General features: G+C 71.9%; 18 protein-coding genes and 2 pseudogenes. 5 read left to right on the top strand and 15 right to left on the bottom strand.

What is annotated here, in order from left to right:
• Positions 1–86: 86 nt before the first annotated feature.
• The gene (locus OG627_RS34545; RefSeq protein ID WP_329071968.1) at positions 87–626 is read right to left on the bottom strand and encodes a phosphatase domain-containing putative toxin; all 540 of its coding nucleotides are present in this window, start codon (positions 624–626) and stop codon (positions 87–89) included.
• A gap of 419 nt (positions 627–1045) precedes the next feature.
• Positions 1046–1495, bottom strand: a complete 450-nt coding sequence (locus OG627_RS34540; protein ID WP_329071966.1) for an RrF2 family transcriptional regulator — start codon at positions 1493–1495, stop codon at positions 1046–1048.
• A 153-nt stretch (positions 1496–1648) separates the two neighbouring features.
• On the opposite strand from OG627_RS34540, the gene OG627_RS34535 reads away from it, so the two are divergent.
• The 5 genes and pseudogenes from OG627_RS34535 (at position 1649) to OG627_RS34520 (ending at position 6254) form a co-directional block, all read left to right on the top strand.
• Positions 1649–2770, top strand: coding sequence for an NADH:flavin oxidoreductase (locus tag OG627_RS34535; RefSeq protein ID WP_329071964.1), 1122 nt, complete (start codon positions 1649–1651; stop codon positions 2768–2770).
• Positions 2771–3403: 633 nt separating this feature from the next.
• A pseudogene (locus OG627_RS35615) lies at positions 3404–3565 on the top strand (enoyl-CoA hydratase/isomerase family protein); the annotation flags it as partial.
• 62 nt (positions 3566–3627) lie between these two features.
• Positions 3628–3792 (top strand): annotated as a pseudogene (locus tag OG627_RS34530) (GntR family transcriptional regulator); the annotation flags it as partial.
• A 186-nt stretch (positions 3793–3978) separates the two neighbouring features.
• Complete coding sequence (locus OG627_RS34525) at positions 3979–4695, top strand: helix-turn-helix domain-containing protein (protein WP_329071962.1); 717 nt, start codon at positions 3979–3981, stop codon at positions 4693–4695.
• 92 nt (positions 4696–4787) lie between these two features.
• A complete protein-coding gene (locus OG627_RS34520; protein WP_329071960.1) occupies positions 4788–6254 on the top strand; it encodes an alpha/beta hydrolase in 1467 nt (488 codons plus the stop codon).
• Positions 6255–6258: 4 nt separating this feature from the next.
• Here the strand turns inward: OG627_RS34520 and OG627_RS34515 are convergent, their stop codons facing one another.
• The 13 genes from OG627_RS34515 to OG627_RS34455 all read right to left on the bottom strand — a co-directional run bounded on the left by OG627_RS34515 (position 6259) and on the right by OG627_RS34455 (position 19861).
• Entirely contained in the window at positions 6259–7368 is a 1110-nt protein-coding gene (locus tag OG627_RS34515) for a peptidase C39 family protein (RefSeq protein WP_329071958.1), read from the bottom strand.
• 126 nt (positions 7369–7494) lie between these two features.
• Positions 7495–9597 (bottom strand): iron ABC transporter permease, encoded by a 2103-nt coding sequence (locus OG627_RS34510; protein ID WP_329071956.1) that lies wholly within the window; start codon positions 9595–9597, stop codon positions 7495–7497.
• The gene (locus OG627_RS34505) at positions 9594–10652 is read right to left on the bottom strand and encodes an iron-siderophore ABC transporter substrate-binding protein (RefSeq protein WP_329071954.1); all 1059 of its coding nucleotides are present in this window, start codon (positions 10650–10652) and stop codon (positions 9594–9596) included. The genes OG627_RS34510 and OG627_RS34505 overlap by 4 nt, the downstream gene beginning before the upstream one ends.
• The gene (locus tag OG627_RS34500) at positions 10649–11566 is read right to left on the bottom strand and encodes an ABC transporter ATP-binding protein (RefSeq protein WP_329071952.1); all 918 of its coding nucleotides are present in this window, start codon (positions 11564–11566) and stop codon (positions 10649–10651) included. The genes OG627_RS34505 and OG627_RS34500 overlap by 4 nt, the downstream gene beginning before the upstream one ends.
• Positions 11567–11725: 159 nt before the next feature.
• On the bottom strand, positions 11726–12565 hold the full coding sequence (locus tag OG627_RS34495; protein ID WP_329073195.1) for a helix-turn-helix domain-containing protein: 840 nt from the start codon (positions 12563–12565) through the stop codon (positions 11726–11728).
• A gap of 225 nt (positions 12566–12790) precedes the next feature.
• Positions 12791–14293, bottom strand: coding sequence for a gamma-glutamyltransferase (locus tag OG627_RS34490; RefSeq protein WP_329071950.1), 1503 nt, complete (start codon positions 14291–14293; stop codon positions 12791–12793).
• Positions 14294–14295: 2 nt separating this feature from the next.
• Positions 14296–14928 carry a cyclase family protein gene (locus OG627_RS34485; protein WP_329071948.1) on the bottom strand — a complete coding sequence of 211 codons (633 nt, stop codon included), beginning with the start codon at positions 14926–14928 and terminating at the stop codon, positions 14296–14298.
• Positions 14925–15749 carry a creatininase family protein gene (locus tag OG627_RS34480; RefSeq protein WP_329071946.1) on the bottom strand — a complete coding sequence of 275 codons (825 nt, stop codon included), beginning with the start codon at positions 15747–15749 and terminating at the stop codon, positions 14925–14927. The genes OG627_RS34485 and OG627_RS34480 overlap by 4 nt, the downstream gene beginning before the upstream one ends.
• Before the next feature lie 29 nt (positions 15750–15778).
• A complete protein-coding gene (locus OG627_RS34475) occupies positions 15779–16258 on the bottom strand; it encodes a cytidine deaminase (protein ID WP_329071944.1) in 480 nt (159 codons plus the stop codon).
• A complete protein-coding gene (locus tag OG627_RS34470; RefSeq protein WP_329071942.1) occupies positions 16255–17019 on the bottom strand; it encodes an amidohydrolase family protein in 765 nt (254 codons plus the stop codon). Before OG627_RS34470 ends, OG627_RS34475 begins: the two co-directional genes overlap by 4 nt.
• A 6-nt stretch (positions 17020–17025) precedes the next feature.
• A complete protein-coding gene (locus OG627_RS34465) occupies positions 17026–18060 on the bottom strand; it encodes an ABC transporter ATP-binding protein (protein WP_329071940.1) in 1035 nt (344 codons plus the stop codon).
• Positions 18057–19175, bottom strand: a complete 1119-nt coding sequence (locus tag OG627_RS34460) for an ABC transporter ATP-binding protein (RefSeq protein ID WP_329071937.1) — start codon at positions 19173–19175, stop codon at positions 18057–18059. The genes OG627_RS34465 and OG627_RS34460 overlap by 4 nt, the downstream gene beginning before the upstream one ends.
• Positions 19172–19861: an alpha/beta hydrolase gene (locus tag OG627_RS34455; RefSeq protein WP_329071935.1), complete on the bottom strand. Its 690-nt coding sequence runs from the start codon at positions 19859–19861 to the stop codon at positions 19172–19174. Before OG627_RS34455 ends, OG627_RS34460 begins: the two co-directional genes overlap by 4 nt.
• Position 19862: the final 1 nt, after the last annotated feature.

Genomic DNA, 19862 nt, shown 5'->3' with positions numbered 1-19862 from the left:
CTCTTGAATCAGGGCCGGATCACGACCTTCACCAGGCAGATTGCCGCTTCCCGCCCCGAGCTCGTGCCCCTCGGCCCGGAGCCGTGTCAACGACCGGTCGACGCCCCAGAGCCTTCTGTGGAATTGATGTGTCCAGATGATGCGTGCCTGATCAGTTCCAGCGTCCATGATCGCTGTTCGTCGGTGTCCGGGACGGCGAGGCCCCTGGCCTGTTGGATACGGCTCCAGGCGGCGTTGGGTTCGACGCCGTTGAGGATCAGGAGTGCGGCGGCGAGGAGGGACGCGCGTCCGATGCCGGCGCGGCAGTGGGTGGCGATGTGGGCTCCTCCCCTGAGCTGTTCGGCGAGTTCGCACAAGGTGGGCAGGACCGTGGCGAGGGCTGGAACGGTGCGGTCAGGGATGGGGATCGCGACGAATCGCAGACCTGCGGCCGAGGCTCTATGGGCTTCTCCGGCGAGACCGAGCTCGTCGATCTCGGGTTGCGTGAGCGCGCTCACCAGGATGTCGACACCTGCGATGCTCAGAGCCCTCATCTCGTGTTCGAGCCAGTCCAAGCCGCGGGGCCTGGCCATGGTGCTCAATCGGCCCGGGCCGGGCAGGTCGATGGTGAACAGGGTGGGTCGCATGTCAGCAGCTCTTTCGATCGGCGGAGTCGGTGGGTGACTGGTTGGTCGGCGGGCAGGGGTCGACCGGGCTCGGCGCGTCGTTCGCGTGGGAGTCGGGCTGTCAGTGCGTGGCCATGTCGGCCGGACGTACGAGAGGGGCGTCCGGGGCGCGCCGGCCGTCGTCGACGGCGGCGCGCTCCTCGTCGGTGAGCGCGATGCTCACGAGCAGGCGCTGCACATGGGCCCTGGCTGCGGCGAGTTGAGCTCTCGTCGAGCCCTTGACACTCCACGGGTCGCAGGCCGCAAGCTCGTTGACACCGTCCGCGGCCTCACACCCGCTCCCCCGCATCCACCGCATCCGGGCCACAGCGCCGTCAGCAGAGTCCTGCGGCGCCGAACGCGGGATGGCCCGGGACGGCGGCGAAGCGGATGCGCGGGGGTCAGCTCTCCTGGACGGCGTTCCGCTCCAGGCGGCGCAAATCCCGCAGGCCGTCGGCGAGGGTGTGGTCACCGAACGCTCCGAGCACCGCCTGCTCGGCCTGCTCGGTGAGTTGGGCGAAGTACGCGGTCGTGTGCGCGGTCACCAGGCACACGTGTTCGCTCTCGGGGCGACATGCCCACAAAGGCTTGTCGCCGACCGCGCAGCGGTAGACCTCGGCGAGGGTGACGTCCTCAGCGGGCCGGGCCAGCCTCGTACCGCCCGCGCGACCCTTCACCGACTCCACCAGCCCCGCCCTGACGAGCGGCACCAGAAGCTTGCGGACCAGGCTCGGGTTGGCGTCCAGACCCTCGGCAAGCTGCGCGGAACTCAGCACCGGGGAGCCGCTCTCGGCCGCGACCGCGAGAAACAGCAGCACCTTCAGGGCACTGGAGAACCTGACGTCCAGCACTCGGCGCACCCCCTCGGCCTGTTGGCCACAGTGTATCGAACAGCATCATCCCCGCCATAATAGCAACAATCATTGTTGCATTTAGATCCAGCGAAAATGTACCTTCAACAGGAACACATTGCTCGATCGCACACCACTCAGGAGGACGGCAACATGCCCACTCGCGCGGCTCAGTCCCTGGCCCGGCCTTTCACACTCGGCTCGGCAGAACTCCGGAACCGGATCGTCATGGCTCCGATGACCCGCGCCCAGTCCCCCGGCGGCATACCGGGAGAGAACGTCGCCGCCTACTACGCACGCAGGGCCGCGGCGGGGACCGGCCTCATCATCACCGAGGGCACCTATGTCGACCACCCGAGCGCGGGCGACGTCGCGAGCGTGCCGCGCTTCCACGGGGAGGAGCAGCTCGCCGGATGGGGCCGGGTCGTCGACGCCGTGCACGCCGAAGGCGGCAAGATCATGCCCCAGCTCTGGCACGTAGGCATCCAGCGCCAGGCCGGGAAGCCGCCGTTTCCCCAGGCACCGTCGGTCGGCCCGTCCGGCATCGCGCTCGACGGCACCGCCGGCGCGGGTGAGGCACTGTCCCTTACCGACATCGACAAGATCATCCAGGCGTTCGCCGATGCGGCGCACGAGGCCGAGCGCATCGGGTTCGACGGCATCGAGCTGCACGGTGCGCACGGCTACCTGATCGACCAGTTCCTCTGGGGCCGGACCAACCAGCGCACCGACGTCTACGGTGGCGACGCGCTCTCGCGCACGAAGTTCGCCGCCGACATCGTCGCCGCGGTGCGCGAACGGGTCTCACCGGACTTCCCGCTGGTGCTGCGCTTCTCGCAGTGGAAGGCCGACAACTACGAAGCCAGGCTCGCCGCCGACCCGGACGAGTTCCAGGCGCTCCTGGAGCCGCTGGCGCAGGCCGGGGTCGACGCCTTCCACGCCTCGGGCCGCCGCTACTGGGAGCCCGAGTTCCCCGAGTCCGGCCTGGACCTGAACGTGGCGGGCTGGGCCAAGAAGCTCACCGGCAAGCCCGTCATCACCGTCGGCTCGGTAGGGCTGGACACCATCTTCGACGCCAGCGCCTTCGCCCCCGGGGCACAGGCCGGGGTGGAAAGCGTCGAACGTCTCCTGGAGCGCCTGCAGCGGGACGAGTTCGACCTGGTCGCCGTCGGCCGCGCGCTGCTCGCGGACCCGGAATGGGCGGACAAGGTCCTTGAGGGCAGGGAGACCGAGCTGACACCGTTCAGCCAGGACGCGCTCAGCAACCTGCGCTGATCCACCCGCGGTCTGCGAGTTGCTCCTGTCCGTACCGGACGGTGTGCCGGACGTGCCCTTATGGGCACCGACCCGGCCGTGGCCCGGTTACGTCCTGGGGAGGGGAGCCCCTCCCCAGGACGTAACGCGCGTGCCGTATCCGCTGATTGGCCCGCCGGGGCGGCCGGGGTTTCGGGTCAGGCGGTCGCCTCCCGGCCGCGAACCTGTCGAGCGGTTGCCGGCCGACGCCGTTGAGCTCCACTTCGGGCACGTCGGTCTCTCTCGCGATACCTGATCTCGTTGAAGTGTGTCTGCGCTACTGGATATACATCAGATACCTAACGGCCTGACGGCGAAGCGGGAATCATGGCTGACGCCTGACGCATACTCGACCCTCAAGATCTCCCTCACCAGCGGCGTGGCGCACGTCGTGATCGACAGCCCTCCCATCAATCCGCTCGACACCGCCCTGATGACGGGACCTGGACAGGTTCACGGACACCGTGTCCGGCGATCACGACATCCGGGTGATCGTTTTCGACAGCGCGGACCCGGACTTCTTCGTCGCACACGGCGACATGACGACCGCCGACGACCCCGCGACGTTCATCGCTCTCCCCATCGCCCCCCGAACAGGACCAGTCCCTCAACCCGATGATGCGGCTCCACGAACGCATCCGGTCACTGCCGCAGATCACCATCGGCAAGGTGCGCGGGCCGGCACGCGGCGGCGGTGCGGAACTGCTGTCCGCGATGGATATGCGGTTCGCATCGCTCGAGCGTGCCGGAATGGCTCAGATGGAGTGCCGGCTGGGAATCATCCCTGGCGCGGGAGGCACCGCGTATCTGCCCGGTCTCGTGGGTCGCGCACGCACCCTGACCGCTACCGCATCGTCTCCCGGATCAGCCCGGGAGATCCCGGCCCGGCGGAGCCCGCCGTTCCCGAGACGCGCGGCGCCCACCCGGGCATCCCGCCGGGGGACTTCGCACACCGCTCCCCGGTCTCCTCGTCGACGGTGGGCGATGTCCAGTCCGCCAGGTGACCTGCCGGGACGAAAGCCCTCTCGTCCTGCCGACCTGCCCGGCAGGGACCATGTCATCCCCAGGGCGCAGCCGTGGTCATCCGCTGGGCTGAACACGGAGTGATGCCCTTGACCATGCCGTAGCGGCATAGCTTGAACTGGCCCTGCCGACGTTTCCGCGCCGGTGAATCGAGGTCTGGGGATGTCGTGGGGTGGAGTACCCGTCAGCTCGCGGAGCTTGCCGGCACGACATTGCGCACGGTTCGGCACTACCACGAGATCGGTCTGATGGCCGAGCCCGAACGCCGGGCCAACGGCTACAAGGACTATGGCGTGCCGCATCTCGTGCGGGTGTTACGGATCAAGCGCCTCACGGCCCTCGGGCTCTCGCTGACGCGGATCGCGGAGCTGGGCGACGCCGACGAACACCCCGAGGAGGCGCTGCGGAAGCTGGACGGCGAACTCGCCGCTTCCATCGAGCGGCAGCAACAGCTGCGTACGGAGCTGGATCTGATCCTGCGTCACTCGGCGCCGACCGAACTTCCGGCCGAGCTGGGCGGGGCCGTCGCCGCCGCGAACGTCTCGGCGGCCGACCGCGCGCTGACCGTCGTCATGTCCCAGGTGCTCGGCAAGTCCGCGCTCGACACCTACGCGGCCACGCTGCGGAACTACGAAGTCGACCCCGCTCTAGCGGAGTTCGACGCGTTGCCCGCCGAGGCCGACGAGGCCACCCGCCAGGACCTGGCCGAACGCATGCTCCAGGCACCCGCCGTCAGGAAGATGCTCGCCGAGTTCCCCAGCTTCGAGGACCTCAGCGCCGATGCCCCGCACGGAGCGGACTTCGCCCGGCGCGCGATCGTCCTGGCGGTGGTCGACCTCTACAACCCCGCTCAGCTCGACGTCCTGGTCCGGATGAACTGCTAGTCCGGCGACGTCACTTGCCTCATCCCGTCCCCACGTCTCCCGCATTCGATCCAGGCGCCCGAGTCCCGGAGCGCCGCCCAGGAGGAAGCCATATGCGCAGAACCTTGTCCCTCGGCCTCACCGCCGCCGCGATAGCGGTGGTCGCCGTCCCGGGGACCTCGGCGGCGGAGACGCAGAGCGCGAAGACGCCGAGCACCGTGCGGTGGGGCGAGTGTCCCGAGGACTCCGCCCTGCCGGGGCTGGAGTGCTCGGTCCTCGATGTCCCGCTCGACTACCGGCACCCGGAGAGGAAGACGATAGAGGTCGCCATCTCCCGCCTGGCCAGCACGAAGCCGGAGAAGCGTCGGGGCGTGCTGTTCACCAATCCGGGCGGCCCCGGCGGGGCCGGGCTCAACTACCCGGCCCTGCTCAAGCTGGTCGGTCTGCCGCAGAGCGTCCTGGACTCCTACGACGTGATCGGGTTCGACCCGCGCGGTGTCGGCCACAGCACCCCCGTGACCTGCGACCTGACACCGGAGCAGCAGGCCCGGGGCAACTTCCCGAAGCAGCCGGACACCCTCGCGGACGTCGCGAAGGAGGCGACGTACGCGAAGACCGTCGCCGAGCAGTGCGCCACATCGAAGACGGCGTCGCTGCTGCCGCACACCACCACCGCGAACACCGCGCGGGACATGGACCGTATCCGGGCCGCGCTGGGCGAACCGAAGATCTCGTACGACGGGGCGTCCTACGGCAGCTACCTCGGCGCCGTGTACACGACGATGTTCCCGCGGCACAGCGACCGGATCGTGCTCGACAGCAACCTGGGCCCCGGCGGCTACGACGCGACCGCCATGCGGATGTTCGCCCACGGCCTCCAGGACCGCTTCCCGGACTTCGCGAAGTTCGCCGCCGAGCACCCCGAGTACGGCCTGGGAGCCACCCCCGCGCAGGTGACCGCCAAGTACTACGAACTTGCCGCGCGGCTGGACAGGAAGCCGGTCCGCGAGGTCGACGGAACCCTCTTCCGGGGCGCGACCTTCGGCTCCCTCTACACCGAGGCGGGCCTGACCGAGCTGGCCGAACTGTGGAAGGCCCTCGACACGGACATACCGCTGCCGGCCCAGCCGCCCGCGCAGCCCTGGGAGAACATCGAGAACCTCTCCTCCGTCCGTCTCGCCGTGATCTGCGGCGACTCGCGCTGGCCGCGCTCGGTTCGCACCTACCAGAGGCACGTCGCCGTCGACCGGCTCCGCTACCCGATGCTGGGCGCGGTAACGGCCAATATCGGCCCGTGCGCGTACTGGCCGACCAGCCCTGTCGAGCCGCAGGTGCGCATCGGCGACCGGGGCCCGTCGAACATCCTCATGGTGCAGAACGAGCGCGACCCCGGCACACCGCTGGTCGGCGCCCGCGAGCTGCGGCAGGCGTTCGGCAAGCGGGCCACCATGGTCACGGCCGACGAGGGCGGTCACGGCGTCTACCCGTTCGGCAAGAACGAGTGCGCGAAGGACGCGGTGACCCGCTTCCTGACCACGGGCGAGCGGCCCTCGCGGGATCGCGCCTGCGCGGCGGAATGAGGATCTACTCCTCGGCCGGCTCGGAAGAGGCCGCGTCGCGCCGCTCCGGGCAGCCGATGACCACGGCACCGCGGTAGCGGTCCGGCGAGATCGTCGACATCACGTCGAGGGACGCGTCGGGTACGGGCAGCAGGTGGGCGTCGACCCAGGTGTCCCCCGCGGCCGCGTTGGCCCAGGGGTCCTCGATCACCACGGCGCCGGGTACGGCGCCGTGGCAGAGCACCCAGTGCGGCACGTCGAATCCCTGCATCCCTGCGAGCGAGACCAGGAGCAGCACGTGCTCCCGGCTGCCGATCGCGCTCCGGATCGCGGTCATGGGCAGGTGGTGCGAGTCGATCGGGACACCGGTCCGTCCGGCGTCCGTCCGCGCTGTGCGCTGGAGCACGGCACGCCACTCCTGCTCGCTCTCCGGAAGGTGGTCGAGCAGGATGGGCCGGTCCGTGTCGAGAAAGACCGTGACCGGGGACGACGGCCACGCTCGGCGCACGGCGACGCCCAGTCCGACGGGCTCGCACGCGGGGAAGTTCGTCGCGTCGCGCCACAGGGTCAGCTCCGCCGGGCGGTCGAGCGACTCCTCCGGCAGCGTCCCCGCGTGTGCCTGCGCGATCAGGGCGGTGACGGCGCCGCACGTGAAGTGCGTCGTCTGCCCGTAGTACGGGGGTTCGGTCACCGCGCCGTCGGACAGCCAGCGCACGTAGCCGGAGCCCGGCCCCTGCGCGTCCCGGGCCCGCGCGAGCGGAAGACGCAGCGGGGCGAAGCCGACGGCGGCGGCCGCCCCGGCGCTCGCCGTCCACCCTTCCCACTTGACCTGCGCGAGCCCCCGGTGGCGTGCGTGGGAGACCACGGCGCCGACGGCCGCCGGTACGTCACCGACGGCATCGACGATCTTCAGGTAGGCCGTGTGCGGGCGGGCCGTCACGAGTGCGGCAGCGGTCCAGTCCCCGCCGTCGTCCCCGGGAACGGCCACGAGGTGCGGGGCGTGGGCGGACCGGTCGACCGCGCGCCAGCGTTCCAGTACGTCGTGGTGGACGAGCCGCTTCAGCGGGGTCGGCAGTGTGTCGGGCTCGAACGGGACGACGGTGCTCTTCACGGGCGTTCCCCGGTGAGGCGGCATTCCGGCACTCCTGACGGGTCGGAGGGGGTGTGTGGAGGGCGGGGCTCGCGGCCCGTGGGGTCTCCATGACGGCGCGGCCCCGGACCCTGAGGTCCGGGCCGGCCGAAGCGGGTGCGCCGCCCGGCGTCATGCGCGGGACTGCCGGAGCACCCAGATGAAGTACGGAGCGCCGACCAGGGCGATCATGAGGCCCGCCGGTATCTGGGCCGGTGCGACGAGCGTGCGGCCGAGGGTGTCGGCGACGCACACCAGCAGCGCGCCGAGGAGCATCGCGACCGGGATCGCGCGGCCGTGCCGGGCACCTACCAGTGACCGGGCGAGGTGCGGGGCGACGAGCCCCACGAAGCCGACGACGCCGATGGCGATCACGCTGAGTGCCGCGAGCACCGCCGCGATCGCCAGTGCGGCGAAGCGGGTGCGTTCCAGCCTGACGCCGACGATGCGCGGGGTGTCCTCGTCGACGGCGAGCAGGTCGAGCCGGCCGCGCATGGCGAGCAGCGTGGGGAGCGCGAGCGCGAGTGCCATCGCGATCGGTACGACATCGGGCAGTGTGCGCCCGTAGGTCGTGCCGGAGAGCCAGGTGAGGATCCGGGGCGTGTTCCACGGGTCGGCGCGCAGCAGGAGGAACGTGGTGATGGAGCTGAGGCCGTACCCGCAGCCGATGCCGATCAGTACGAACCGGTCGGGCAGGAGGCCGCCGCGCCAGGCCAGCATGGCGATCACCCCGAACGTGGCGAGCCCCGTCACGACGGCCGCTGCGACGAGCAGTGGCCGTCCGCCGGGCAGGCCCGAGGTCACGACACTCACCGCCCCCAGCCCGGCGCCCGCCGTGATGCCGAGCACACCCGGCTCCGCCAGTGGGTTGCGCACCGCGCTCTGCACGGCGCATCCGGCCAGTCCGAGCGCCGCGCCGGCGAGGACCGCCGCGACCACGCGCGGGACTCGGTCGTCGAGCGCCTGGCCGATCAGGTCCGGGGCGGTTCCCCGGAGCCAGAGCGCGATGTCCCCCGTCCGCAGCCAGAGGCTGCCCGCGAGGATCGCCACGAAGACCGCAGCGGCCAGCAGTGCCACCGCGCCGAGCACGACGAGGAGGAACGCCCGGCGCGACCGTGCGCCGACCGGCGCGTGCGGTGGCCGGCGGAGCTGGCCCGTATCGCGGAGGCGGAGGGCGAGGACCACGATCACGACGGCGCCGAGCAGCGCGGTCGGCACACCGGTGGGAATGGAGGCGGCCCCGTCGGCGCCCTGCACCGCACGCAGCGACGCGTCCGCGAGCAGGATGAGCAAGGCGCCCAGCAGCCCGGACGCGGGCACCAGGAAGAGGTGCCGGTGCAGCGCCCTGACCCGTCCCGCGATCAGGCGGGTCAGGACGGGGGCGCCGAGTCCGACGAAGGCGATCGGGCCCGCGAGTGTCACCGCCGTGCTGGTCAGGAGCACCGCGCAGAGCACGGCGGTCACGCGGGTGGTACGGATCGGCACACCGAGGGTGGACGCGGCGTCGTCGCCGAGGTTCATCACGTCGAGTCTGCGGGACAGCGCCAGGGCGACGCACAGCACCGTGGCCACGAGAGGGAAGGCGCGTACCGACGCGTCGATGTTCAGTTGCGCGAGCGACCCGCTTCCCCAGGCGAAGAGACCGGTCGTGTTCTGTTTGAACAGGATGAGCAGCATCGCGGTCGCCGCGTCCAGGGCCATCGCCGTCGCCGATCCGGCGAGGATGAGGCGGGTGCCCGTGGTGCCCGCGGCCCGGCCCGCGAGGACCAGCACGAGCGCCGCCGCGAGCAGACCGCCGGCGAAGGCGACGGCGCCCGACGCCCACAGCGGGACGGCGAGGCCGAGGGCCGCGACGAGCGAGAGTGTGAAGTAGGCCCCGGCCGTGACCGCCAGGGTGTCGGGTGAGGCGAGCGCGTTGCGCGTGACGGACTGCAGCAGCGCGCCGGCGCAGCCGAGGGCGAGGCCCACCGCGACACCCGCGAACAGGCGCGGCAGGCGCGAGCCGGTGAGGATCTCACCGACCGGCGCCCCGCCGGCGTGCGCCGGTTCACCGGTGAGGTACCGCACCAGGTCCCCGACGCCCACGCCCGACGTCCCTTGCGTCAGGTGCCACATGCCCACCAGGGTGGTCACGACGAGAAGGAGTGCCAGGACGGCCACCCCGGTGGGACCGCCGCCTTGGTCGGCGTGCGGCAGCGGTCTCCGTCCGGGTGCCGATATCGGCGGTGTGCTCACTTCTTGGCGAGTACGTCGACGTACGCGTCGATCGCCTGCTCGCAGGAGCGCGGACCGCCGGCGCCCCACACGCGCGCCGGGAAGGAGTGCGCGCGGCCTTCCTTCACGGCCGGGAGGGACTTCCAGATCGGGCTCTTCTCCAGCGCCGTGACGTAGCCCCCCACGCCTTCGTCGTTGGCGTAGAAGAGGTTGGCGTTGCCCACCGCGCTGAGTCCCTCGACGTCGGTCTGCGCCAGGCCGTAGGAGGGGTCGACTCCCCCGTCGCCGTGGGACTTGTTGACGTCGTTCGTCCACGCGGGCTCCATGCCGAGCTGCTCGCCTATCTCGGTGAACAGGGCGCCCTTGGCGTACGGGCGGACCGTGAGGTTGCCGCCCTGGAGCCATCCGTCGAAGAACAGGAAGTCCTTCGTCGGCAGATCGGCGTCGGTCACCTGCTTCTTGGCGGTCGCGAGGTGCGCGTCGAACTGCTTGAGCACCTGGTCGGCCCGCTCGGTGCGTCCCGTCGCCTTGCCGATCATGCTGAACACGTCGCGCATGTTCCCGATCGGGTCGGCCGGATTCGCGCCTCGCGTGGCCATCACGGGGACGCCTCGCTTCTCCAGCTTCTTGATGGTCTCGTCGTCGGCCTTGAACGCCTCCACGACGATGAGGTCGGGCTTCGCCGCGTACAGGGTGTCGAGGTCGGGCTCCTCACGGGTGCCGACATCCGTCACCCCGCCGGGCAGCTTCTCCGCGCTGACCCAGGTGCGGTATCCCTTCGCGTCGGAGACCGCGGTGGGGGTGACGCACAGGGTGAGCGCGTCCTCGATCTGCTGCCATTCCAGGACCGCGATGCGTGTGGCGGGCTTGTCGAGCGTGATCTGCCGGCCGACGCCGTCCTTGAAGGACACCGGCTTCTTCGAGGTCGTCGTGGTGTCCTCGGAGCAGCTCTTCGACGCGGGCGCCGTGCTGCTGCCGGTCCCGGCCTTGTCGACACTGGTCGTGCCGCAGGCCGTTGCGGCGAGGACGACGAGCCCTGCGGAGGCTGACACCGCCAGGCGACGGGCACGGTTCATGAAAGGTCCTCTTTCTTGCGATTCGTCGGAGCGGCGGATGCGCCGCTCCGGGCGGTGTGCCGCCCGAGTGGGTCGATGCGGAGACGGCCCGTGCGAGGGTCCGTCCCGACGTCGACACGGATGTCGTAGACCGCGCCGATGTTCTCCGCGGTGAGGACGTCGGCGGGCGCGCCCGCGGCGTGCACACGGCCGGAGCGCATCAGGATCAGTGTGTCGGCGACGCGGGATGCCTGGTCGAGGTCGTGCAGCACGATCCCCACCGCGGCGCCGTGCTCCTCGACGAGATCGCGCACCAGGTCGAGCGTCTCGATCTGATAGCGCAGGTCCAGGTGGTTCGTCGGCTCGTCCAGCAGCACGACACCGGTGTCCTGGGCCAGGCAGGCCGCGAGCCAGACACGCTGCATCTCCCCGCCGGAGAGTTCCCCGACGGGCCGGCCGGCCATGTCCCGCACGCCGGTGACACTCATGGCGTGGTCGATGGCGCTCCGGTCCTCGGCGGTCAGGCCGCCGAAGCCGCGGCGGTAGGGGTGGCGTCCGAATGCCACGACCTCCGCCACCGTCAGTCCTTGGGGCGCCGGCCTCGATTGGGAGAAGAGTGTGACCTCGCGTGCGAACTGGCGGGCGCTGAGCAGGGCTGCCTCGCGCTCGGGATGTCCGTCACGGGGTCCGAGTGTCACCCGGCCGCCGTCCAGCCGGTGCAGTCGGGAGAGCGCGCGCAGCAGTGTGGACTTCCCACTGCCGTTCGGCCCCACCAGAGCGGTCGCGCGACCGGTCTCCAGGGCCAGCGAGACGCCGTGGACGACCGGTGTCCCGCCGTACCGCAGTACAAGATCGTGCCCGCTGAGGGCGGCCACCGGCGGCGTGGCCGGACCGGCCGCGGGCCGACCGGTGCGCCGGGAGGAGTTCGTACACATTGATGGGGTCCGGATGGTTGGAGGAGCAACGAATGCGGCACCCTCCGTCCGGCCGTTGCCGACCGGGCCGCAGACTCTCCAGCGCCCGGAAACCACCGCACGCGGAACTAAGGGTTACCTAACTTCAGGAAGGTTATATTCCGCTCGCCCTGTCGGCAATCAGGAGTTCTGGACACGCGATACGGCATTGCGGACACCGGCCGGGGTGCCGTCGGCCGCGTCGAAGAACGCGCCGGGCGTGGTTCCCATGACCCGCCGGAAGGCGGCGATGAAGGTGCTGGGCTGCGCGTAGCCGAGCGTCTCGGAGACGGTCTGCACGTCGAGTCCGTCGGAGAGCAGCGTCAGCGCCCGGTGGACGCGCAGCGCCTGTCGCCACTGCGCGAAGGACAGCCCGGTCGCGTGGCGGAACGCGCGGGTGACCGTACGGTCGCTGATTCCCAGCGCGCGGGCCCACTCCTCCAGCGAGCGGCAGTCGGCGGGGTCGTCCAGCAGGGCTTCGGCGATCGCGTCGATCCGGGCGTCACCGGGCAACCGCAGCGCGAACTGGCGCTCCGACGGCTGGAGCACATCGAACACGACCGACTCCGCCCGCGCCCTGGCCGCGGCATCGAGATCCGTGCGGGAGAGATGGGTCAGCAACGACTCCAGCACCGGCGTCATCGCGATCGCGACCGGTTCCGCGAACGCGAACGGCGTGCGGTCGGGGGCGAAGAAGGCGTCGTAGAACTCCGCACCCGCCGTCGCCCGGCCTCCGTGCACCACTCCGGCCGGCATCCACAGCCCGTGCCCCTCGGACACGGTGAAGATACGTTTCTCCACACGGGACGTCAGTGTTCCCCCGCGCACCCAGACCAGCTCGTGCAGGGGATGCGAGTGCGGGGCCCACTCCGTGGGAACGCGGGGAACCCGCGAGCCCGCGGTGATGACGAAGGGGGCTGTCGCCTGCTCCGGAAGTGCCGCGGCCCGGCGCACCACGGTGCCCGTCTCGCGCCGCCACATCCCGGGGTTCGTGGCATCACGAGACGATCGGACCATGCGAAGGAGTCTATCCGGGGCCCGCGCCGACGCCGGAGGGCCCGTGGCCCCGCGACGGGGCTCTTTTCACCAGCGGCGGGATCAGGCACACGTTCCGCGAGGACGGTCGACGGGGTCCGGCCGCGCCTGCCGTCCGAACTGCTCCGGCGCGCACAGGAGTTCGGACAGGACAGGCCCCGACCCGGGCGGTCAGGACGCTGCGCCGGTGAGAACCGCGGCCGTCCCGTCCGCCCTCGGGTCGCTCGCCGCGTCGAGCACGCCCGCGCGCAGCCGTGCCGTCTGTACGTGGCCCGCCTCGTCGTGCGGTCCCGGTGTCTCGGCCACCGCCAGGCCCAGCCGGTGCGCGACGGCGGTCAGGCGGTCCGATTCCGGGGTGCCGGGCTCCAGGACGAGGGTGGGCCGCGGACGGTTCAGGTCCCGGGAGCCGATGACCCAGCGGGGGCGGGCCAGCAGCGCCTCCGGGTCGGAGGCGTCGAGGAGTGCGTCGGCCACCTGCGACAGGATCCACGCCTGGGCCCGGCCGCCCTGGCAGCCGAGTGCCACGACGCTCCCCGGACCGGTGGCGAGCGCCGGGCACAGGGTGTGCGGCGGCCGCACTCCCGGACGCAGCGCTCCGGGGTGCGCCGGGTCCAGGCTGAACGCCGAACCCCGGTTGTGCAGCACCACACCGGTGGCCGGGTCGGCGATGCCGGATCCGAAGCTCTGGAACACACTCTGGACGAGGGTGACCGCGTTGCCCTCGTCGTCGACGGCGGTGACGGCCACCGTGTCCCCGGCCGGTTTGGGCCCGGAGGGCAGGGCCGCGGTGTCGCGCTGTTCGCGCAGCAGCAGGCCGTCGATGTCCACGGCACCCGACCGGGGGTCGCCCAGGAGCGCGTCCCGGCTCAGCTCCGCCCGCCGGGCGGCGGTCAGCGGGTCGCTCCCCCGCCCGAGTACGGCCAGGAGCGCCGCGCCCTGGCTGGGCGGCGGGGCCGCCCACCAGGTGACGCCGTCGCGCGTCGCGCTCAGCGGAGCGGTGTTCTCCGCCCGGTGGGCGGCGAAGTCCGCCGTGTCGAGGAGGCTGCCGCGTGCGCGCAGGCCCGCCACCAGGCGCCGGGCGGTCGGCCCGGTGTAGAAGTGGCGCCAGTCCTCGGAGAGTTCCGCCAGGGTCGCGGCGAGCGCGGGCTGGAGCAGCGTCGCGCCGGCGGACAGCGGCTCTCCCGCCTTGTCCAGCAGCAGCGCGGACAGCCCCGGGTCGGCCCGTACCACGTCGAGACGGTTACGGATCGCCCGCGCCAGGCCCGCGCTGACGGCGACGCCTTCCTCGGCGAGGGCCGTGGCCGGTGCGAGCGCCCCGGCGAGCGGCAGACGCGCTCCGAGGCGGGCGAGTTCGGCCCAGCCGGCGACGACTCCGGGCACGGTCACCGTGTGCGGGCCGCCGGCGGGCATCCGGTCTCCGGCCGCCCGCAGAGGCGCGGGGTCGGTGGCCGCGGCGGCGGCGCCCGCCGACACGACGGCGCGCACGGTGCCGCGCGCGCCGTCGCGGATCAGGGCGACGAGGTCCCCGCCGATGGAGCACTGGTGGGGGTAGGCCACCGTGAGCGCCGCGGCGGCGGCGAGCGCGGCGTCGACCACGCCGCCGCCGGCGTCGACCACCTGGCGCGCCGCCTCGATCCCGGCGGGATGGGGTGCGGCGATCGCGATCGTGGCCATGGTCAGTCCCGGGTGGTGAGAATGGCGCGGGCGAAGGAACCGTCGGCGCCGACCAGTTTGGCGGGCAGGCAGGTCAGGTCGTAGGTACCGGCGGGCACCTCGTCGAGGTCGGCGTTCTCCAGGATGAGCACACCGGCGCCGAGCAGGGAGTGGTGGACGTCCCAGGTGTCGGTGCGGTGGTGGCTCTCGATGGTGAGGTAGTCGATGCCGACGAGTTCGACCTCGTGCGCGATCAGCCAGTCGGCGGCCTCCGGGGACAGGCCCACCCACCGCGGGGCGCGCTCGGTCTCCTTGAGCGGGCCCGCGGAGTTGGAGGTCTTGAGCAGAACCCGTACGTGTCCGGCGGCTCCGCCCTCCTCCAGGTGGTGTGGTTCGACGTCGCCCTCGACGTGTGTGAGGTCGATGACCAGGGCGGGGCCGACCAGCGAGTGCAGGGACACCTCGTCGATGGGGGTGGCACCGTCGCGGAAGTGCGCGGGGGCGTCGACATGGGTGCCGGTGTGGGCGCCGAGCCGCCAGCGGGTGACGTTGGAGGCGTCGCCGTGGGAGAGCGACTCGACGATCTCGACCTCGGGCTTGCGTCCCCAGTGCAGCATCTCGGGGTGGATGGGCAGGGTGATGTCGTAGATCTTCACGCGGTCGCTCCGGGACGGTGGGTCGGGTCGGGCCACGGCTCGCTGACGGCGGCGGCCACGGCGCGGGCGGTGGTGAGCAGGCAGCGGTCGAACTCCGCGCCGCCGTGCCCGGCGTCGGCGTCGGCCACGTCGCGGCCCCAGACGCCGGTCTCGCTGACCTGGTCCATCCGGTAGTCCCAGAAGGAGTCCACGTCGACGTGCGAGGTGGCCCGGTCCATCCGTACCAGCTCGGGGTGGAGGTGCAGCATGACCGAGGTCTCGAAGAAGTTGGCGTGCATCAGCGCCCGGCCGTAGCGCACGTGTCCGTCGACCTCGGGGCCGGGGTACATCGTCACGTAGCCCAGGGCCCGTACCCGGGCGTCGCGGTGGCGCACCCGGAGCTTCTCGGCGGACACGTCGAGCGCGCCGTTGTTCCAGATGTGTCCGTTGAGCAGGATGAACTGCCGTACTCCGGAGGCGTACAGGGAGTCGATCACGTCCTCGACGACGGCGATCATCGTCTCCGGACGCAGTGCCACCGTGCCGCCGAAGTCGCCGTGGGAGGCGGAGACGCCGAAGCTGAGCGGCGGCACCACCGGTACGCCGGTCAGCGCGGAGACGCCGAGGGCGACCGCGCGGCAGATGAGGGTGTCGACGGCCAGCGGCAGGTGCGGGCCGTGCTGTTCGGTGGCGCCGACGGGGATGATCACGGCGTTCCGGTCGGCGGCGGTGGTCTCCGCCTGCTGCCAGGTGAGTTCCTCCCACCGCACGGGGGCTCCGGAGCCGCCCAGTTCAGCGGCGAGCGCGGGGATGTCCAGGGAGGTGGGGACGGTTGGGGACATGGTGTTTCCCTCTCTTTCGCGGCCGGTGCTCACCATGCGCGCCGGCTCTTGTCCGGCAGCAGGTCGAGGGCCCGGACCGGGACGACCTCGTTCTCCTCGGCCGTGGTGATCCAGACGGTCGCGTCCGGGCTGTAGTCGCTGATCAGTTCCCGGCACACACCGCACGGCGCGATCACCCGGAACTGTCCGGCGGGTTTGATCTGGACGGAGACGACCGAGGTGACCTCCAGCGGCTGTCCGCCGGGATACGCCCCGCGGGCCGTTCCCAGGGCGACGCCCTCGGCGCAGATGGAACTGCGCCGGCAGGACCCCTCCAGGTGGACCCCGGTGTGCACGGCGCCGTCGGCCGTACGCACCGCGGAGGCGACCTCGTGCCGGCCGTCGCGCCAGACATGGGCGAGCAACTCCTGTGCCCGGGTGAGCAGTTCGGCGTCGTCGGTGCTCATGGACGCGGGTACGGCGACGGACTCGACGCCGGCCGGTGCCGTGCCGGGGGCCGTGGCGCTCACGCGGTGATCCCGAGCAGGCGGGCCATGTTGCCGCCCTCGACGAGCGCGCGGTCCTTCTCGTCCGGTACCGCCTTCGCTATCTTCATGCGCTCCAGGTCGAAGTCGGAGCCGGGCCACTCGCTGCCCATCAGGATCTTCTCCGGCCCCAGCCGCGCGTAGGCCCGCCTCACGTCGCTCACCAGGGTCGCCGAGGTCTCCAGGTACACATGGGGCTGCCGCTCGGCGACGATGATCGCTTCGGGAACGTTCCACACCGCTCCCATGTGGGCGATGACCGTCGGCACTCCGGGATGGTCGCGGGCGATCTCCTCGATGGCCAGCGGGGCACAGAAGGAGTCGTCCAGGGCGTTGATCAGCACCATCAGCCCGCGCCGGGCGCAGGCATCGAACAGCGGGTCCAGCAGGCCGTGGTCGGCGACGTGGTAGCCGTGCAGGCTGGGGTGGAGCTTGAGGCCCACCAGTCCGGCGTCGGCCATGCGGTCGATCTCCTCGACGGCGTCGTCGGCCTGCGGCAGCACCTGCCCGAAGCCGAAGAAGCGGTCCGGACGGGACGCCACCAGGGAGCTGATGAAGTCGTTCTCGATGCGCTGGGCGAGCGAGCAGACCATGGCCATGTCGACGCCCGCGGCGTCCATCCGGTCCAGGATGCGCCGCGGTTCGAACGGTGTGTACGGCGGCGGCGCCTCGCCCTTGCGGACGCCGGTGAGGTAGTCCGACCGTCCCCGGACGTCCTGGGTCGTGTTGTACGCGTCGATGATCACTCGGGATCAGCCTTTCTCACTGGGCACCAGAGGCAGGTGGCAGCGCACGGTGCGGCCGGGCGCGATCTCCCGCAGTTCCGGCATGCGGGTGCGGCACTCGTCCTCGGCGAAGGGGCAGCGGGTCTGGAACAGACAGCCGTCCGGCGGGTTGGCCGGATCCGGCAACTCGCCCTCCAGTACCTGCCGTTCGCGCCGCCTGCCGGGGCGCGGCGAGGGGACCGAGGACAGCAGCGCGTCGGAATAGGGATGGGCGGGACCGGAGAAGAAGTCGTCGCGGGACGCGATCTCGATGATCTGCCCCAGGTACATGACGGCCACCCGGTCGGCGATGTGCCGTACGACGCCCAGGTCGTGGGAGATGAACAGCATGGTCAGGCCGCGCTCGCGGACCATGTCCGTCAGCAGGTTCAGCACCTGCGCCTGGATGGAGACGTCCAGCGCGGAGACCGCCTCGTCCGCCACGACGAACTTGGGCGAGGAGGCCAGTGCGCGGGCGATACCGACGCGCTGGCGCTGTCCGCCGGAGAACTCGTGCGGCTTGCGCGGGCCCGCCTCCGCGCCGAGGCCCACCCGTTCCAGCAGTTCCCGTACGACCGGCGCGGCCTCGGCGCGGCTCACGCCGCGCGCCCGCAGCAGCGGTTCGGCGACGATGTCGGCGATCCTGCGCCGGGGGTTCAGCGAGCCGAAGGGGTCCTGGAACACCATCTGCAGGTCGGCCCTGGTGCGCCGCAGCCGGGGTCCGCCGAGCCGGGTGATGTTCAGGCCGAGGAACTCGATGGTGCCCGACACGGGCTCGATCACCCGCAGCAGGGCCCGGCCCAGGGTGGACTTCCCGCATCCCGACTCGCCGACCAGGCCCAGCGTCTCGCCCTCGACGATCTCCAGGTCGATGTCGCGCAGCGCCCGGACCCGGCCGCCCGAGCGGCCGCGGTACTCGACGCGCAGCTTCTCCGCCCGGATGAGCGGGGTCCCCGGCCGGGACGGCGGAAGGAACTCCGCGGCCGAGGCGGCGGATGCGGATGTGGTGGGCGGCGGGGTCACGAGCGCCCCCTTTCGTTGGGTACCAGGTCCCGGTCCGTCCGCCGTGCCGGTTCCGGTTCCGGGCTCGGGCTCGGCCCGGCCCGGCGCGCCGACTCCCGTACGGGGGCGGGCAGGACGCAGGCGTCCAGATGGCCGGGGCCGCCGTGCCGACGGAGCAGCTCGGGCGGCTCCTGGCACTCGTCCCGGGAGAAGGCGCAGCGCCCGGCGAACGCGCAGCCGCTCGGGCGGTGCACACCGGTCAGCGGGTTCCCGGGGATGGCGGGCAGCCGGTCGGTGACGGGGCCGTCGATCGGCGGCACCGAGCCCAGCAGGCCGATGGTGTACGGGTGCTGGGGGTCGAACAGCACCTCGTCGCGCGTGCCCTGCTCCACGATGCGGCCCGCGTACATCACGGCGACCCGGTCGGCGACCTCGGCGACCACTCCCAGGTCGTGGGTGATCAGGAGGATCGCGGTGCCGTGGTCGGCGCGCGCCCGCTCCAGCACGGAGAGGACCTGCGCCTGAATGGTGACGTCGAGCGCCGTGGTGGGTTCGTCCGCGATCAGTACGGCGGGGTCGTTGGCCAGGCCCATGGCGATCATCACGCGCTGGCGCATTCCGCCCGACAGCTGGTGGGGCAGGGCGCGGGCGTTGTCGCGGGGGCTGGCGATGCCGACCTCGCCGAGCAGTTCCACGGCCCGGTCCATGGCCAGCGCGCGGGGCATCGCGCGGTGGGCGCGCATCATCTCCACGACCTGGGCTCCGACCCGGTGCAGCGGGTTGAGCGCCGCCAGGGAGTCCTGGAAGACGACGGCGATGTCCTTGCCGCGGACGGCGCGCAGTTCGCTCTCGGAGGCCTCGGCCAGGTTGCGGCCGCCGAAGTCCACCTCGCCGCTGATGTGTGTGCGCGGGCCCCGGTTGAGGCCGACCAGGCTCATGGACAGCGCGGACTTCCCCGACCCCGACTCGCCGACCAGCGCCAGGATCTCCCCTTGGCGCAGGGTCAGGTCCACGCCGGCGACGGCCGGCAGCCGTCCCGCCGGCACGTCGAACCCGACCCGCAGACCGCGGATTTCGAGGACCGCGGGCGGTCCGGCGGCCGGGCTCTCCCGCCCGCGGGCGGCGGGCCCGGTCACGGCGTGCCGCTCACGGCCGCGGCCGCGGTGTGGATGAGGTCGGCCACCCGCCGCGGGTGCACGAGCGTCGTGTAGTGGCTGCCCGGTACGTGCTCGGTGACGGCCCCCATCCGGAGGGCCATGTCCCGCTGCGCTTCCGGGCGCAGGGTGCGGTCGTCGTCGGCGACCAGGTACCAGCTGGGCAGGGTGCGCCAGGCGGGTTTCCCGGTCGGCTGGGTGAAGACGCGGTTGTCCGCCTGGCGTCCCTCGGCCTCGACGGCGGCCCGGTGCCCGGGCGACAGGTCGGGGCCGATCTCGGCCCAGAACTCCTCGCCCGGTTCCGACTTCCACTCCCCGTTCGGGCCGCGCCGCATGAACGCCGAGATCTCCGCGGGCTCGTACCGTTCGACGATGCCGTTGACGGTCTCGCCCTCCTCGGGTCCGAAGGCCGCGATGAAGACCAGGCCCCGGACGGCGCGATGCCGGCCGGCGTTGGTGATGACCGCGCCCCCGTAGGAGTGGCCGACGAGGAGCACCGGCCCCTCCGTCTCGTCGATGGCTGCGGTGGTGTGCGCCAGGTCCTCCTCCAGGGAGGTCAGCGGGTTGGTGACGGCGACGGTCCGGTGTCCCCGGGCGGCGAGCAGGGGTTCGACCTCCGTCCAGGTGGTGGGACGTCCGCCCGCGCCATGAACCAGCACGATGTTCATA

The sequence above is a fragment of the Streptomyces sp. NBC_01429 genome, assembly GCF_036231945.1.
Classification (GTDB): domain Bacteria; phylum Actinomycetota; class Actinomycetes; order Streptomycetales; family Streptomycetaceae; genus Streptomyces.
Note: the sequence above shows the minus strand (reverse complement) of the source record. Positions and strands in the feature narration are given on the sequence as shown.

Coding starts and splice junctions, on each gene's coding strand:
- OG627_RS34495 (WP_329073195.1), bottom strand. CDS start 12,565: ATGTGGCGGCGCGAGACGGGCACCGTGGTGCGCCGGGCCGCGGCACTT.
- OG627_RS34545 (WP_329071968.1), bottom strand. CDS start 626: ATGCGACCCACCCTGTTCACCATCGACCTGCCCGGCCCGGGCCGATTG.
- OG627_RS34500 (WP_329071952.1), bottom strand. CDS start 11,566: ATGTGTACGAACTCCTCCCGGCGCACCGGTCGGCCCGCGGCCGGTCCG.
- OG627_RS34505 (WP_329071954.1), bottom strand. CDS start 10,652: ATGAACCGTGCCCGTCGCCTGGCGGTGTCAGCCTCCGCAGGGCTCGTC.
- OG627_RS34520 (WP_329071960.1), top strand. CDS start 4,788: ATGCGCAGAACCTTGTCCCTCGGCCTCACCGCCGCCGCGATAGCGGTG.
- OG627_RS34490 (WP_329071950.1), bottom strand. CDS start 14,293: ATGGCCACGATCGCGATCGCCGCACCCCATCCCGCCGGGATCGAGGCG.
- OG627_RS34455 (WP_329071935.1), bottom strand. CDS start 19,861: ATGAACATCGTGCTGGTTCATGGCGCGGGCGGACGTCCCACCACCTGG.
- OG627_RS34480 (WP_329071946.1), bottom strand. CDS start 15,749: ATGTCCCCAACCGTCCCCACCTCCCTGGACATCCCCGCGCTCGCCGCT.
- OG627_RS34515 (WP_329071958.1), bottom strand. CDS start 7,368: ATGCCGCCTCACCGGGGAACGCCCGTGAAGAGCACCGTCGTCCCGTTC.
- OG627_RS34535 (WP_329071964.1), top strand. CDS start 1,649: ATGCCCACTCGCGCGGCTCAGTCCCTGGCCCGGCCTTTCACACTCGGC.